Source organism: Tardiphaga sp. P4_G1 (assembly GCF_056401215.1).
On sequence record NZ_JBFUJU010000011.1, the window covers coordinates 75,063 to 90,674 of the forward strand.

Sequence of the window (15,612 nt, forward strand, 5' to 3'; positions counted from 1 at the left end):
TCCCGGCCTTATTTCACCCGCGCCGGTTTGCCGGTAGCTGCGAACTCCGTTGCTGTCCCGTGATTGCCGACCAGCACGAGAATACCGGCGACCAGCGGCATGGCCGCCAGGACCAGAAGCCCGGTCGAGGTGCTGCCGGTCAATTCCTTGACCCAGCCGATCAGATAGGGACCGCCGAAGCCGGCGAGATTGCCGATCGAATTGATCAGCGCGATGGCGCCGGCGGCGGCTGTGCCGCTCAGCCACGCTGTCGGGAGCGTCCAGAACAGTGCGAAGGTGCAGAACACGCCGATTGCCGCGACCGTCAGTGCGACCATGGTCAGCGTCGGATTGGTGGAGATGCCGGACAGCGCGAGCGCCACGGCGGTCAGCAGCAGCGGCAGACCAACATGCCACACGCGCTCGCGGGTCTTGTCGGAATGCTGAGCCCACAGCACCATGGCAATGGAGCCGAACAGATAGGGGATCGCGGTGACGAAACCGGTCTGCAGATTGGTGAAGCCGAACGCCTTCACGATCTGCGGCAGCCAGAACTGCATGCCGTAGAGTGCGCCGACGAAACCGAAATAGATCACGCTCAGCATCAGCACCTTCGGCGACGATAGCGCCTGCCCCAGCGTCATGCCATGGGCGCTCTCCTTGGCGAGACGCTCGCCTTCGAGCTTGTCGGACAGCCAAATCTTCTGGTCGGGCGTCAGCCAGTCGGCCTTTTCAGGCTTGTCGGTGAGATAGAACCAGGTGACGACGCCGAGAATGACCGACGGAATGCCTTCGATGATGAACAGCCACTGCCAGCCCCTGAGGCCCATGACGCCGTCGAGCCCCAACAACATGCCGGAGATCGGCGCGCCAATCACCGTGGATACGGGCACCGCGATCGCGAAGGCGGCGAGGAAACGCGCGCGATATTCGGCCGGAAACCAGTAAGTGAGATAGAGGATAATGCCGGGGAAGAAGCCGGCCTCGGCGACACCGAGCAGAAAGCGCAGCGTGTAGAAGCTCCACGGGCCACTGACGATCGCCATCAGCGCGGAGATGATGCCCCAGCTCACCATAATGCGCGCGATCCAGCGGCTGGCGCCGAATTTCTCCAGCGCGATATTGCTGGGAACTTCAAAAATGAAATAGCCGATGAAGAAGATGCCAGCACCCCACGCAAAAACGGTGGGCGAGAAATTCAGCTCGGCATTCATGGTGAGCGCGGCGAAGCCAAGATTGACGCGGTCGAGATAGGCCAGGAAATAAGCCAGCACCAGAAACGGGATCAGCCGCCAGGAAATGGCGCGGATGGTCGAGGTTTCGATGTCGGATTTTGCGCTGCGCGTGGCGCGCGCGCCGACGGCGGTCTGGCTCATAGTTCACTCCCGGTCGCTTGTTGTCGGCAACGGCCTCTGCGGGCCGCGCTGTCATGTCGCACGGTTTAGCGAAAGAGCCGGGGAGCGGCAATGTCTGTGCAGAGCAGCAATCAGCTCAGCGCAGCACCTGCGTGAACAGCACCTGCGCGAAGCGCTCGATCGGTGCCGGGCTGCGTTCGGCCTTGGACAGCAGGTTGGCGCCCTGCAGCGACGAGACGATGAAACCCGCAACCTCCGCGCATTCGAAGTCGGCCGGCAGCTCGCCGGCTTTCACCGCGGAGGTTAGGCATTCGGCAATACTCTGCTGAACATCGGCGAAGATCGTCAGCAGCCGGTCGCGAATGAGGTCGCTGTGGTCGCTGGCTTCGGCCGTGAAGTTGCCGAACAGGCAGCCATTGCACATCTGGTCTTCGGTGAGCCGGGCCACATTGGCATCGATATAGGCGCGCAACCGCGCCAGTGGCGACAGGCCCTCATTGCGCAGCGTCTGCGCCATCAGTTCGCGACCCTTCGCGAAATAGAGATCGATGATCTCGAGGCCGAATTCTTCCTTGGAGGTAAAGTGGTTGGTGAAGGTGCCCTGCGGCACGCCCGCGGCATGCACGATGTCGCGAACACTGGCCCCCGCATAGCCGCGCGCATGCACGACCGCGAGGCCTGCGGTGAGAATCCTGTCGCGATTCGAGAGCTTCGCCATGGACTTAATATGGCTGTGCCGGGCGCCGGATCAAGCGACCGCCGCGCATAACCACAAGGCGTTCAGCCCCCTTTTACTGCCGTGGCCTTTGGGTCTAGCCGTGCCCGTAGCGGCGGGCCGCCTCGACAGTCAAACCCTTGCCGACGGCCCCGAACGTGTCGCCATCGATAGCGCGGGCGGCCGGCAGCGCTGCCGTGATCGCCTTGCGGACATGGGCGAGCTGCACCGAACCGCCGGTCAGGAACACCGCATCGATCGCTTCGGGCTTCAATCCGGCCTGGTTCAGGCAGATCTTGATCCGCGCGGTGATCCGATCGGCGAGCAACTGGGTGTGGCTGACGAGTTCCTTGCGGGCGACGCCGGCGGCAAGGCCAGGCTCGATCCAGTCCAGCGCGATGCTCGATTTCGGCTTGTCGGACAGGCCAATCTTGGCGCCCTCGACTTCCATGGCCAGTGTGTGGCCGCGCTGCTCGTCCAGTACGCGCACCAAGCGATCCAGCAGCTCCGGCTGCTGTGCCTCATAGCGCACCTGTTTCACCTCATTCATGACCTTGGAATCGTACATCCGGTTGATGCTCGACCAGGTCGCCAGATCGTGGAAATAGCCTGACGGCACATCGAGCCCCGCGCGCTTCATCGCCGAGCGATAGCCGAGCAGCGGCATGATCACGCCGAGGCTGAGATGTCTGTCGAAATCGGTACCGCCGATGCGCACGCCGTCATTGGCGAGAATGTCGTCCTTGCGATCGGCATGACGGTGCCGCTCGGGCGAAAGGCGCACGATGGAGAAATCCGACGTGCCGCCGCCGATATCGGCGATCAGCGCGATCTCCTCCGAATTGATCTGGCGCTCGTAATCCAGCGCCGCGGCAATCGGCTCGAACTGGAACGTGACGTCCTCGAAGCCGACGTCTTTCGCTATGGCGCGCAGCGTAGCTTCGGCCTTGGCATCGCCCGCCGGATTGTCGTCGACGAAATGGACGGGACGGCCATGGACGACCTGGCGGAGTTCAAGCCCTGTGGCCTGTTCCGCACGCCGCTTCACCGCACCGAGATAATAGGCGATGACATTGCGGAAGCTGACGCGTTCGCGGCCGACGCGCGTCGTCTCGTCGATCAGCGACGTGCCAAGCACGGATTTAAGGCTGCGCATCAGGCGGCCAGGCGCCCCCTCGACATAGGCCTCAATCGCCTTGCGGCCGATGAAGGCGCCGGTATCGGCCTTGTAAAAGATCGCACTCGGAATTGTGACATGATAGTCTTCGAGCGCCGCCAGCACCGGAACATCATTGATGACCGTGCCGAGCGTCGTGTTCGACGTCCCAAAATCCAGACCACAAACCGACATTGCCGCTCCCGAAAGGAACGTCCGTCTACACAGTTCGCAGGCCGCGATCTAGCATTATATTTTTGCACAGCCGGACTGTCATGAAGCGCATCGAACACTGCAATTTTCGAAGCAAAACAACGCGATCCACAGAACAATCGACTGCATCCGCCGGGGTTGATGAATCGTGCGGCATCGGTCCATAAGCGGTTTGCGACGGCGGTATGACCCGCCACGGAATTTCGAAGGAATCTCTACGCGTGGCAAACATCAATCAGAAGATCGCAGACGAACTTGGCGTGCGCGAACAGCAAGTCGCCGCGACGGTAGAACTGCTCAACGGCGGCGCGACGGTGCCGTTCGTGGCGCGTTACCGCAAGGAAATCACCGGCGGTCTCGATGACGCGCAACTGCGCACGCTGGAAGAGCGCCTGACCTATCTGCGCGAACTCGAAGAACGCCGTCTCGTGATTCTGGAATCGGTGCGCGAACAGGGTAAGCTCGACGCTGCGCTCGAAACGGCGATCATGACCGCCGACACCAAAGGCCGTCTCGAGGACATCTATCTGCCGTTCAAACCGAAGCGCCGCACGAAGGCCGAGATCGCCAAGGAAGCCGGCCTTGAACCGCTATCGGAACTGCTGCTCACCGAGCCGCAGAACGATCCGAAGAAAGTTGCCGAAGCCTTCGTCAATGCCGAGAAGAACGTCGCCGATGTCGCCGCTGCACTCGACGGTGCGCGCGCCATTCTTGTCGAGCGCTTCGCCGAAGATGCCGATCTGATCGGCGCGCTGCGCGAGCAGATGTGGTCGAATGGACTGATGGCCTCGACCGTGCGCACCGGCAAGAAGACCGAAGGCGAGAAGTTCAAGGACTATTTCGACTTCAGCGAGCCGCTGCACAAGCTGCCGTCACATCGCATTCTCGCGCTGTTTCGCGGCGAGAAGGAAGAGATCCTCGATCTCGCGATGCAGCCTGAGCCAGTGCCGGCGACGCCCGCCACCACCACACCGAGTTCCTATGAACTGAAGATCATGAATCGCTTCGGCGTTTCCGATCAGGGCCGCCCCGGCGACAAGTGGCTGACCGAAACCACCCGCTGGGCCTGGCGCACCAAGATCCAGGTCCATCTCAACATCGACCTGCGCATGCGGCTGTGGACTGCGGCCGAAGAAGAAGGCGTCCGCGTGTTCGCCTCCAATTTGCGCGATCTCCTGCTCGCAGCACCTGCAGGCGCGCGCGTCACCATGGGTCTCGATCCCGGTTTCCGTTCGGGTGTGAAGACCGCGATTATCGACGCCACCGGTAAAGTCGTCGCAACGACCACGATTTATCCGCATGAGCCGCAGCGCCAGTGGGATGCGTCGCTCGCCATGCTCGGCAAGCTCGCCGTCCAGCACAAGGTCGATCTGATCGCCATCGGCAACGGGACGGCCTCGCGCGAGACCGACAAGCTGGCGATGGAGCTGGTGAAGCTGCTGCCGGACTTGAAGATGTCGAAGATCGTAGTGTCGGAAGCCGGCGCCTCGGTCTATTCGGCCTCGGCCTTCGCTTCTGAAGAACTGCCCGAGCTCGACGTCACCTTGCGCGGCGCGGTGTCGATTGCGCGCCGCCTGCAGGATCCGCTGGCCGAACTGGTGAAGATCGATCCAAAGGCGATCGGCGTCGGCCAGTACCAGCACGATCTCGGCGAGAGCAAACTGGCGCGGTCGCTCGATGCCGTCGTGGAAGACTGCGTGAACGGCGTCGGTGTCGACGTGAACACGGCATCGGCGCCGCTGCTGGCACGCGTGTCCGGCATCGGCACCGGTCTGGCGCAGAGCATCGTGCAGCACCGCGACGCCAACGGCCCGTTCAAGTCGCGCAAGGCGCTCAAGGAAGTGCCACGGCTCGGGCCCAAGGCGTTCGAACAATGCGCGGGCTTCCTGCGCATCAATGACGGCGAGGATCCGCTCGACAAGTCCGGCGTGCATCCGGAAGCCTATCCGCTGGTGCGCAAGATTCTCGAAGCCACCAAGAGCGACATCAAGGCGCTGATCGGCAATGCCGAGATCCTGCGCAAGGTGCAGCCGAAGACCTTCGTCGACGACACCTTCGGTCTGCCGACGGTCACCGACATTCTGAAAGAACTCGAAAAGCCCGGCCGCGACCCCCGCCCCGCCTTCAAGGCTGCGGTGTTCATGGAAGGCGTCGAGAAGCTGAGCGACCTCAAACCCGGCATGGTGCTCGAAGGCACTGTGACCAACGTCGCTGCCTTCGGCGCCTTCGTCGATATCGGCGTGCATCAAGATGGTCTGGTGCACATCTCGGCGATGTCCAAGACCTTCATCAAGGATCCGCGCGAGGTCGTGAAGTCAGGCGACATCGTCAAGGTGAAGGTGCTGGAAGTCGAAGTCGCCCGCAAGCGCATCGCCCTGACGCTGCGCATGGATGACCCCGTCGGTGCCAAGGCCGACCGTCCGCAAGCCGATCGCGGCCCGCGCTTCAACGAGCGCCAGATGACATCGCGTGCTCCGGCGAAGCAGGAGAGCAGTGGCGGTGGTGCATTTGCAGAGGCACTCCGCCGTGCAGCCGAGAAGGGCGCCGGAAAGGCGAAGTAACTCTCCCCGTCATTGCGAGCGAAGCGAAGCAATCCAGAAGCCAAAAGCGCAGTCTGGATTGCTTCGTCGCAAATGCTCCTCGCAATGACGGCTGTTAGGCCTGCGCCTCCCCCAACTCCATAGCCAACTGCAAAATATCCTCGTCGCAATCGCGCCCGCCCATAATCGACAGGCCGATCGGGCAATCGTCGAGCTTTGCCACAGGCAGTGAGACCTGCGGCGTGCCGGCATGGCCGGACACACACAGCAGTTCGATCGCGCGGGCGCGGAACACGTCGAGCGTCGCATCCGGTGTGTTGCGCAGCGGCGCAATGCCCGGCGCGGTCGGCAGCAGCAACACCGTATCGGTCGGCAGCAGCGACAGCACGCGTTCAACGATCGCCATGCGCATGGCGTACGCGGCCGCGATTTCGGCGGGATCGAGTACCGCCGCAGCCGCGAAGCGTTCCTTCACGCCGGGGCCAAGCTTCGGCTGGGTCGCCTTGATCCATTCGCCCTGTGCGGCCCAGGCTTCTTCCGACTGGACTACACGGAAGGTGTTGCGCCAAGCGTTGAGTTCACCGCTTGCGACATTCACCTCCTCGCTCGCACCAACCAGCGCCTTGATGCGATCGATCGACGGCTGCAGCAGGTTACGAACCTTCTCATCGACCGCGCCAAACAGGTCACTTGCGATCAGAACCTTCTTCACCCGACGCGGAGCACGGGCCTTGTCGAGCAATACCTTGCCGACCTCGGCCATCAATTCGGGCGTGCGCGCGAACCAGCCGACGGTGTCGTAACTCGGTGCCAGCGGCACCGCGCCATCAAGCGGAATGCGACCATGCGTGGTGCGAATGCCGTAGACACCGCAATAGCTGGCGGGCAAACGCACCGAGCCGCCGGTGTCGGAGCCGATGGCGAAATCGACGAGCGCACCGGCGGTCGCAGCGGCCGAACCGCTCGACGAGCCGCCGGGGATGCGGCCGGGCGCGGCGGGATTAATCGGCGTGCCGTAATGCGCGTTCTCGCCGTTGAGGCTCCAGGCCAGTTCATCCGTATGCGTCTTGCCGACGAGCTTCGCGCCGGCATTCAACAAACGATCCACGATCGGCGTCGACTTTGTCGGCACCGGATGTGTCGCCAGCCATTCCGGGCTGCCAGCGCCGGTCGGCACATTGGCGAGATCGAAGAAATCCTTCAGCGCAAAGGTGAAACCCGCTAGAGGCCCCTCTGTCGTGGTCTGCACTTCGATGTGGCCATGATCCACAAAGGCGTTGAGCGTGTCATTGATCGGCATCGAAGTCTCCGTACGACAAAAGGACGCCCGCTTCAGTGGGGCTTGAGCAGACTCGCAGCCGGCCTGATGAAGGTCCTGATGCCGTTCTTGAAACCGAACAGCGGCTGCGCGATCTCGCATACCGCCTCTGCCTTGGTCTCGCAATCGAGCACCACGAGATCGGCAGGATTGCCGACGGCAATGCCGTAGTGCTTCAGGTTGAGCAGCGTCGCCGGTGCGGACGTCACGAGGTCGAGACATCCGGCAAGGTCGTCCATGGCGCCGACCTGCATCACATTGGCATAGAGATTGATCATGCGGATCAGCGAGACATCGCCGAACGGCGTGAACGGATTCAGCACGTTGTTGGTGGAGATATTGGCGTTCACGCCAAGCGCACGGAGCTTGTGCGCCGAGGTGACGCCGCGCGGCACATTGTGATCGTGGTCGCGGCCAGTGAGGAACAGGTCGGTCGCCGGCAACACCGTGACCGCGACGCCGGCATCGGCGAGCCGTTTCGCCGCCGCCTCGAAATCCGCTGGCGGCATCGCCGACAGCTTTGTGGCATGACCGATGGCGACACGGCCGCCCCAGCCTGTGGCCTCCGTCATGCGGCAGACCTCTTCGTAGTCCGACCGCGTTGGATCGAGATCGAAATCGAGGTGGAAATCGATATCGACGCCGAACTCCCGCGCAATGCCGAAGATCCTGGCGATCTGGCCGTTCGAGTCCTTGTCGATGTAAGGCACGCCGCCGAGAAGATCAGCGCCCTCTCGCATCGCCTGCAGCAGGACCTCCTCGCAGCCGGGATCGTCGAGCAATCCTTCCTGCGGAAACACGCAGAGCTGCAGATCGATCGCCCAGGCGTAGTCCTGCTTCAGCTTCTTCAGCGCGCGAAAGCTGGTCAGGCCGATGCGCGGATCGACCTCCACATGCGTGCGCATGCGGTTGGTGCCGTGCTTGATCGCTTTCTCCAGCGTCTGCGATGCGCGCGCGTAGACGTCCTCTTCGGTGAAGTCGCGTTTGGCCCGGGAGACTTCGCTGATCACCTCCACGAGCGTACCATTCGCGCAATTGCAGCGGCCGAGGAGACAGGATTTGTCGAGATGGATATGCGTCTCCACGAAGCCCGGCACGAGCAGCCGGCCGCCGACATCCTGATCCGGCGCCACGCCGCGCGGCAGGCCGATCTCGATGGCCTCGAACCGCCCGCCGCGAATGCCGATATCCACCGGGCCATCGGGCCGGTCGGCAATGCGCGCGTTGCGCAGGATGAGATCGAAGGTCATGGGAGGACTCCTGAAGAGGCCACGCCACCGATCGGGACGTAGCGAAAGCATATGCGCGGGCAAGCAAGGCATGTGCCAAGGCGCATGCGATTCAACCTCTGATTAACTATCTGAAAATAAGACAATATCTTCAAATCTTGCTTCAAGAAACGCCCAATAATGAGGCGCGCCAAATAAGAATTGTATACGATCTGGTGCATCTACCGAATACAATTCTGGCACCGGTTTTGCTATGATGGCGCCAGCATCTGCCCGCAGGAGAAACCCGATGTCGCAATCCCCCACCGCGCTTGCGCCCGTCACCGATGAAACCGCCCAGGCTGCCGACCTCGTCGAGCGGTTTCTCGTCGCCTCCATGGTGCCGGACCCGGAAACCGCCGGCACCTTCATGTCGGCCGACGTCGCGATCACCTTCACCGGCGGTCGCAAGTTCAAGCATCCGCGCGATGCCACCGCGTTCAACGCCATGCGCTACAAATGGGTGAAGAAGAAGATGGAGCGCACCGACGTGTCGCCGGGGAATGGCGAGACCATCGTCTACAATACCGGTACGCTCTATGGCGAATGGCATGACGGCACGCCATTCGAAGGCAATCGCTATGTCGATCGCTTCGTCGTGCGCGACGGCAAGATCGTGAAAATGGATGTCTGGAACGACAGCGCCGAACGCATTCTCGTGCGCATGGACATCGAAGCGTAGTCAGCTTCGTCTCACTGCAAGAGCTCCCCGCAATGACGAGGAGCCCTTGTCGCCTTATTTCACATCCTTCAGCAGCGCGATGTTTGCGGCGACTTCCTTTGCGACCAGCTCATCCACCGCTTTCGGCTCCATCGTGATCGTCTCCACGCCGATCTTCTTCAGCGCCGCCTGCATCTCCGGCTTGGCCAGCACCTTGACACCAGCATCATGCATCTTGTCGACGATCTCGCGCGGCGTCTTGGAGGGCACGAATACGCCGATCCAGCTCTCGCTGACGCCGTCCTTCAGACCCACTTCCGTCATCGACGGCACGTCGGGCAGTTCATTGCTGCGCTTGTCGGTGGAGACGACCAGTGCACGCACTTGCCCTTCGCGGATCAGCGGCAAAGCGGTCGCCGCCGGGCAGAAGTAGAAATCGATACGGCCACCGAGAATATCGGCGATCACTTCCGGACCGCCGCGATACGGCACGTGGGTCGCTTCGAATTTGGCAGCGAGGCGGAATTTCTCAGCGCTGATATGCACGGCGCTGCCGACGCCTACCGAACCGAAATTGATCTGCGATCCCTTGGCCTTCGCATCCTTGAGGAAATCGTCCACGGTCTTCCAGGGCCGCTCCTTCGGAATGATCATGATTTGCGGGCTGGAGCCGATCATGATGACCGATGACAAGTCCTTCGACGTGTCATAAGGCAGGTTCGGAAAGATCGCTGGCGTGATCGCCAGCGCCGAAGAATGCGCCAGGATGCTGTAGCCGTCCGGCTCCGCCTTGGCCACCGCATTGGTGCCGATCGAGCCACCACCACCGACCCGGTTCTCGACCACGATCGTCTGACCGAGCTCGGGCCCGAGGCGCTCAAAGAATATCCGCGGCACCACGTCGGTCGCGCTGCCGGGGCCGAACGGGATGGTGGCCTTGATCAAACGGCTCGGCCAGTTGTTTTCGGCCTGCGCCGCGACAGACGACAGCAGCACACCGGCGAAAACACACGACCACCGCATAAGCTTATTCATTACTCGCTCCAATAATACCATTCGAGGGGAATGGCCGCCCAATGATCGGGCCAATCGGCGACAACGAAGCAAGTTTCGGACCGTTTGAAGCCTAAAACAACGCCCAAACGCGCGGTGATCCAGCCCAGACAAAGGACAATGCCGGCCTCACCCGTGCTGGCAAGGCCGGCAGTCCGCCTACTTGGCCGCGACCTCGCTTTTGAGCAGCACCTTGTTGTCGGCGATTTCCTTGACCAGCAGCTCATCCATCGCTTTCGGCTCCATCGGCATCGGCTCGACACCAATCTTCTTCAGCGAAGCCTGCATGTCAGCCGTGTTCAGCACCTTGGTGCCAGTCACATAGAGCTTCTCGACGATCTCCGGCGGCGTTTTCGATGGCACGAACACGCCGAACCAGATCGAGCTGTCCGCATCCTTGAGGCCGGCATCGATCGGCGTCGGCACATCCGGCAGATCGCGCACACGGGTCGGCGTCGACACCACCAGCGCGCGGACCTGACCTTCGCGGATCAGCGGCAGCGCCGTGGCCAGCGGGCAGAAATAGAAATCGATACGTCCGCCAATGATGTCGGTGATCACCTCGGAGCCGCCGCGATAGGGGATATGCGTGGCCTCGAAACCGGCAGCGGCGCGGAATTTTTCCGAACTGATATGCACGGCGCTGCCAACGCCCACCGAGCCGTAATTGATCACAGTGCCCTTGGTCTTCGCGGAAGCCAGGAAATCCTGAATCGTTTTCCATGGCCGTTCGTTGGGCACGATCATCACATTGGCCGCATAGCCAATCATCAGCACCGAGGACAGCTCCCTGGTGGTGTCGTAGTTGAGGTTGGGGAAGATCGCGGGCGCAATGGAGATGGCGTTGGTCTGCGACAGCAAGGTGTAGCCATCCGGATCGCTTTTCGCGACCGCGCCCGTGCCCACCGAGCCGCCCGCGCCCACGCGATTTTCAATCACGATCGGCTGCCCGAGCTCCGTGCTCAGTTTTTCGAAGAAAAGGCGCGGGACTACGTCACCCGCACTGCCGGCACCGAACGGATTGACCGCCTTGATCGGCTTCGTTGGCCAGTTGGTGTCGGCCAGCGCAGCGCCGGACATCAATACAGCGGCCAATACGCACGACAATCGCCAGGACTTGTTCATCGCTCGCTCCAGTTGCGCCATTCAATGGAATGGCAGCTCATGGAAGAAGGCAAAAGCAAGAACTGGACCGGCGATGGCCTAGAACGAGGTCCCGGCCCGCGGCTTTTTCTCCGGCACTTCCGGCTCGGTCGGCACCGGCCCGATGCGCAGCGCGGTGATGCGGTTGCGCTCACGGCGCAGCACGCGGAAGCGGAAGTTGTAGAACGTGAAGCTTTGCCCGCGTTCGGGGATGGAACGCGCCTCGTGAATGACAAGGCCGGCCACCGTGGTGGCTTCATCATCCGGCAGATGCCAGTCCATGGCGCGGTTGAGGTCGCGGATCGGCACCGAACCATCGACCACCACCGAACCATCGGCCTGCGCGCGCACACCCGCGACGACCACGTCGTGTTCATCCGCGATGTCGCCGACGATTTCTTCCAACACGTCTTCCAGCGTCACCATGCCTTCGACTTCGCCATATTCGTCGACCACGAGCGCAAAGTGAGTCTTGCGGCGACGGAAGGCTTTCAACTGATCCGACAGTGGACGCATCTCCGGGACGAACCACGGCGGCAGCGCGATCGAAGCTACGTCGATCTTTGCGGTATCGCCGTCGACGGCGCGGATCGCGCGCAGCAGGTCCTTGGCGTGGAGCACGCCGATGATGTTTTCCGGCTTCTCACGCCAGAGGGGAATGCGGGTGTATTCAGTGGCCAGCACTTCGCGCACCAGCTCTTCGGATGGCAGGTCCGCATTCAGCGTCACCATCGCCGTGCGATGGACCATGACATCGGACACCGCGAGATCGCCGAAGCGAAACACGTTCTGGATATACTCAGCCTCGCCCGACGCGATGCCGCCATGTTCGGCGGATTCACCGACAAGACCTTCGATCTCCACACCGGTGAGAATCTCGTGCGGCGATGCTTCCTGCACGCCGAGCAGCGCCAGCGTGCCACGCGACGCCGCGTTGAGCAGCCAGTTCAGCGGATAGAACAGGATGTAGGATGCGTAGAGCGGATAGGCGATCCATTGCGACACCGGCTCCGGCTGCCGGATCGCCAGCGTCTTCGGCACCTGCTCGCCGATCACGATATGCAGCGAGGAGAAAACAAGGAAGCCGGTGAGGAAGGAGGTAAAGTGCAGCGCGGATTCCGAGAGGCCGAGCGGATCGAGCACCGGCTTCAGCAGTGCCGCCACCGTGGGCTCGCCGACCCAGCCAAGGCCGAGAGAAGCCATTGTGATGCCGAGCTGGCAGCAGGCCAGATAGGCTTCGATATTGCCCATCATGCTCTGCAGCAGGCGTGCGCCGAAGCGGTTCTGCTCGACCATGCTCTTGACGCGGAAGCCGCGGCTTTTGACCAGCGCAAACTCCGCCGCCACGTAAAACGCGTTGGCGGCGAGCAGGAAGATCGCGATCAGCAGATTGACGGTAATCGAATTCATGAAAGTCCTGCGACGGCGCCAGCTTTGGTAACTCCCAAACCGGACACGGTCAGTTCTATCCCGTCAGCTTCTGATGCAGAAAGGCGCGAACCGTCGCGGGATCAACATCGCCAGCGATGACAGCCCGGCCGACAGCTTCCAGCAAAATAAAGGTGAGCTTGCCGCGTTTCACCTTCTTGTCCTGCGCCATCAGCGCCATCAGCGTATCCGCGTCCGCGAGGCCTTCCTGCGCGAAGCCGGCAATGTCCTGCAGCTTCGTGGGTAGACCCACATCGGCAAGATGGTGCTGCACGCGGGTCGCATCGCTCTCAGCGATCATGCCGAGTTGCGCCGACAGTTGCGCAGCAAGCACCATGCCGACCGACACGCCCTCGCCATGAAACAGCCGCTCGGAGAAACCCGTCACCGCTTCCAGCGCGTGGCCGAAGGTGTGACCGAGATTGAGCAGTGCGCGTTCGCCATTCTCACGTTCGTCGCGCGACACGACGCCTGCCTTGGCACGGCACGAGGTAGCGATCGCATGTTCACGAGCGCTACCGCCGCGCATGATGTCGGCATGATTGGCTTCAAGCCATGTGAAAAACGCGACATCGCCGAGCACGCCATATTTGGCGACTTCCGCATAGCCCGAACGAAACTGGCGCGGCGACAGCGTATCAAGGACCGCCGTGTCGGCCACAACAAGCACCGGCTGATGGAACGCGCCGAGCAGGTTCTTGCCTTGCGGCGAGTTGATTCCGGTCTTGCCGCCGACGGAGGAGTCGACCTGCGCCAGCAGCGAGGTCGGCACCTGCACGAAATCGACGCCGCGGCGCACGATCGCTGCAGCAAAGCCCGCGAGATCGCCGACGACGCCGCCGCCGAGCGCGATGACGAGATCGTTGCGCTCGATTTTCGCCGCGATCAATGCTTCGGAAACTTTCTCCAGGCCCGCATAGCTCTTCGACCCCTCACCTTCCTCAACAATGATATGCGAGGTCGGAATAGCGGCTTCCGCCAGCGAGGCTTCCGTTGCAGCGAGCCAATGCTTGGCAACGGTCCTGTCGGTCACGATCGCTGTGCGCACGCCCGGCCGCAGTCTGGCGATCCGCGCACCAAGCGACGGCAGTACATTGCGGCCGATGACAATGTCATAGGCGCGCTCAGCCAACGCGACGTCCACGACGATCGGATCGGAATGTTTCAGCGGGGCGGTCATAGTTGAGAACTCAAGGGATCGCCTGTCGGTTCGGAAATGGCGGAAGCTGCGTGCGGGCGGAACAAATGCTCATGCAGCGCGATGATGCCTTCCTCAACGATCTTCTCATGCGGCACGTCGCGCGAGTCGATCGTGATGTCGGTCTGCTCGTAGAACGGATGGCGCGCCTCGATCAGCCGCGCAATGGTCGCGGCGGGATCGGCGGTCTTCAGCAGCGGACGGTTCTCCCGGCGCCGGACCCGGCGCAGGATCACGTCCGCATCGGCTTTCAGCCACAGCGAGATCGCCTTGTCGCGGATCTTCTGGCGAGTGTCCTCACGCAGGAACGCACCGCCGCCGGTCGCCAGCAAGATGGGTCCACTGTCCAACAGCCGGGCGATCACCCGCGCCTCACCGTCGCGGAAATGCGGTTCGCCGTGGACTTCAAAAATATCGGGGATCGACATCCCGGCCGCCGCCTCGATCTCATTGTCGGCATCGACAAACGGCAGCCGCAGCCGCGTCGCCATGCGCCGGCCGATGGTCGATTTGCCCGCCCCCATCATGCCCACCAGCACGATCGAGCGCTTTCCCAGCGCCGCGACGATGGCGGCCTCCTGGGGGGCGCTGGCAATCGCCGGCAAGATGGTCTCGGACATCAAAAACACCTGCAAAATCAGTGAGCGACAAGGGATCGCAGAGGTTTGCCGCATTCCGGTCACCTATACTACCCCCAGCGCCAGCGTTGCCAGCACCTCTTACAGTCTGTATCCGGACAGGGTGACCGCCACCGGCGGAACGAATCGCTCCATTTCGCCGCCGAGTTCCCTGATCATGCCCAGCCTGTTCCGCTTTTTGACGGTCGTCGCGGTGATCGTCGGCGTGGTCTATGGCGTCATCTTCGCGCTGGCCAATTTCGTCAATCCGAAGCCACGGGACATGACGGTCACCATCCAGCCGGACAAGTTTCTCAAGAAATAGCTGCGCGCAGCAAGCGCATGAAGAGCTGCATGTCCTCCGCGAATTTCGGACCGGCTCCCTCCGCGTGCTTGATGCCATCGATCGCGGCGACAATGACTCCCGCGACGTCGGCGGGTCTGGCTTGCAATGAGCCGAGATTAATCATGCCCGCGGTCTCGGCATCGCTCAGCGCCTGCGCCAGCAGAGCAACCAGTCGGGCCCGCGCGGCGAGCGTGATATCTTTGGCCAGAGCCATGTTGACGTCGAACAGCTCAATGGCGTCGGCGCTGCCCGCGAAAGGGGCGATCAGTTCGCGCTGAAACACGGCCATCGCCGTCTCGATGCGGCCGAACACGTCACCATCGCCTGAGAGTGCCGCCTCGACATCGCGCATGGTCCGCGCATGGGCGCGCGTCGAGCCCGCCCGAAACAGATCTTCCTTGCTGTTGAAGCTCAGATAGAGCGACGCCCGCGAAATTCCTGCCGCACGCGCGATATCGGCCATGGACGCCTTGCGGAAACCGTGGCGGACGAACACCGGGAGTGCGGCATCCAGAATGTGATCGGTTTTGGCATCTCGTTCGCTCATTCAGACAGATTGACAGTTCGTGTCCAAAGCGTCAAAAGACAATTAGACAATAATAGTCCAATTGTCCAATTCACG

14 protein-coding genes are annotated in these 15,612 nt (G+C 62.2%); 3 read left to right on the forward strand and 11 right to left on the reverse strand.

Translation table 11 applies throughout. The annotated features are described in order from the left end of the window. Positions 1-8 precede the first annotated feature (8 nt). The 3 genes from AC1DUY_RS24450 to AC1DUY_RS24460 form a co-directional block, all read right to left on the reverse strand. On the reverse strand, positions 9-1,355 hold the full coding sequence (locus AC1DUY_RS24450) for an MFS transporter (protein ID WP_175368655.1): 1,347 nt from the start codon (positions 1,353-1,355) through the stop codon (positions 9-11). A gap of 115 nt (positions 1,356-1,470) precedes the next feature. Further along, positions 1,471-2,052, reverse strand: coding sequence for a TetR family transcriptional regulator C-terminal domain-containing protein (locus AC1DUY_RS24455; protein WP_175368654.1), 582 nt, complete (start codon positions 2,050-2,052; stop codon positions 1,471-1,473). A gap of 94 nt (positions 2,053-2,146) precedes the next feature. Continuing rightward, the gene (locus AC1DUY_RS24460; protein ID WP_089262612.1) at positions 2,147-3,400 is read right to left on the reverse strand and encodes an Hsp70 family protein; all 1,254 of its coding nucleotides are present in this window, start codon (positions 3,398-3,400) and stop codon (positions 2,147-2,149) included. Between the two features lie 239 nt (positions 3,401-3,639). Here AC1DUY_RS24460 and AC1DUY_RS24465 point away from each other — a divergent pair, with 239 nt between their 5' ends. Next, the gene (locus AC1DUY_RS24465; RefSeq protein ID WP_338117603.1) at positions 3,640-5,979 is read left to right on the forward strand and encodes a Tex family protein; all 2,340 of its coding nucleotides are present in this window, start codon (positions 3,640-3,642) and stop codon (positions 5,977-5,979) included. A gap of 94 nt (positions 5,980-6,073) precedes the next feature. Here AC1DUY_RS24465 and AC1DUY_RS24470 read toward each other — a convergent pair whose 3' ends face one another. Both AC1DUY_RS24470 and AC1DUY_RS24475 read right to left on the reverse strand, forming a co-directional pair. Beyond that, positions 6,074-7,258, reverse strand: coding sequence for an amidase (locus tag AC1DUY_RS24470; protein ID WP_175368652.1), 1,185 nt, complete (start codon positions 7,256-7,258; stop codon positions 6,074-6,076). A 32-nt stretch (positions 7,259-7,290) separates the two neighbouring features. Beyond that, a complete protein-coding gene (locus tag AC1DUY_RS24475; protein ID WP_478117740.1) occupies positions 7,291-8,526 on the reverse strand; it encodes an amidohydrolase family protein in 1,236 nt (411 codons plus the stop codon). Positions 8,527-8,794: 268 nt separating this feature from the next. Between AC1DUY_RS24475 and AC1DUY_RS24480 the strand changes: the two genes are divergently transcribed. Then, positions 8,795-9,226, forward strand: a complete 432-nt coding sequence (locus AC1DUY_RS24480) for a nuclear transport factor 2 family protein (protein ID WP_441279347.1) — start codon at positions 8,795-8,797, stop codon at positions 9,224-9,226. A gap of 54 nt (positions 9,227-9,280) precedes the next feature. Here AC1DUY_RS24480 and AC1DUY_RS24485 read toward each other — a convergent pair whose 3' ends face one another. The 5 genes from AC1DUY_RS24485 to AC1DUY_RS24505 all read right to left on the reverse strand — a co-directional run bounded on the left by AC1DUY_RS24485 (position 9,281) and on the right by AC1DUY_RS24505 (position 14,647). Further along, positions 9,281-10,240, reverse strand: a complete 960-nt coding sequence (locus AC1DUY_RS24485) for a Bug family tripartite tricarboxylate transporter substrate binding protein (RefSeq protein WP_478117742.1) — start codon at positions 10,238-10,240, stop codon at positions 9,281-9,283. 177 nt (positions 10,241-10,417) lie between these two features. Next, positions 10,418-11,383, reverse strand: coding sequence for a Bug family tripartite tricarboxylate transporter substrate binding protein (locus AC1DUY_RS24490; RefSeq protein ID WP_478117744.1), 966 nt, complete (start codon positions 11,381-11,383; stop codon positions 10,418-10,420). Between the two features lie 78 nt (positions 11,384-11,461). Then, on the reverse strand, positions 11,462-12,811 hold the full coding sequence (locus AC1DUY_RS24495; protein WP_439073300.1) for a hemolysin family protein: 1,350 nt from the start codon (positions 12,809-12,811) through the stop codon (positions 11,462-11,464). A gap of 55 nt (positions 12,812-12,866) precedes the next feature. Continuing rightward, positions 12,867-14,009, reverse strand: a complete 1,143-nt coding sequence (gene aroB / locus AC1DUY_RS24500) for a 3-dehydroquinate synthase (RefSeq protein WP_478117746.1) — start codon at positions 14,007-14,009, stop codon at positions 12,867-12,869. Beyond that, a complete protein-coding gene (locus AC1DUY_RS24505) occupies positions 14,006-14,647 on the reverse strand; it encodes a shikimate kinase (protein ID WP_309947806.1) in 642 nt (213 codons plus the stop codon). Before AC1DUY_RS24505 ends, aroB begins: the two co-directional genes overlap by 4 nt. Positions 14,648-14,822: 175 nt before the next feature. Between AC1DUY_RS24505 and AC1DUY_RS24510 the strand changes: the two genes are divergently transcribed. Then, positions 14,823-14,969 carry a histidine kinase gene (locus tag AC1DUY_RS24510; RefSeq protein ID WP_089262632.1) on the forward strand — a complete coding sequence of 49 codons (147 nt, stop codon included), beginning with the start codon at positions 14,823-14,825 and terminating at the stop codon, positions 14,967-14,969. On the opposite strand, the gene AC1DUY_RS24515 is transcribed toward AC1DUY_RS24510, so the two are convergent. Then, a complete protein-coding gene (locus tag AC1DUY_RS24515) occupies positions 14,959-15,537 on the reverse strand; it encodes a TetR/AcrR family transcriptional regulator (RefSeq protein ID WP_309947808.1) in 579 nt (192 codons plus the stop codon). The two genes, AC1DUY_RS24510 and AC1DUY_RS24515, sit on opposite strands and share 11 nt — an antisense overlap. Positions 15,538-15,612 lie beyond the last annotated feature (75 nt).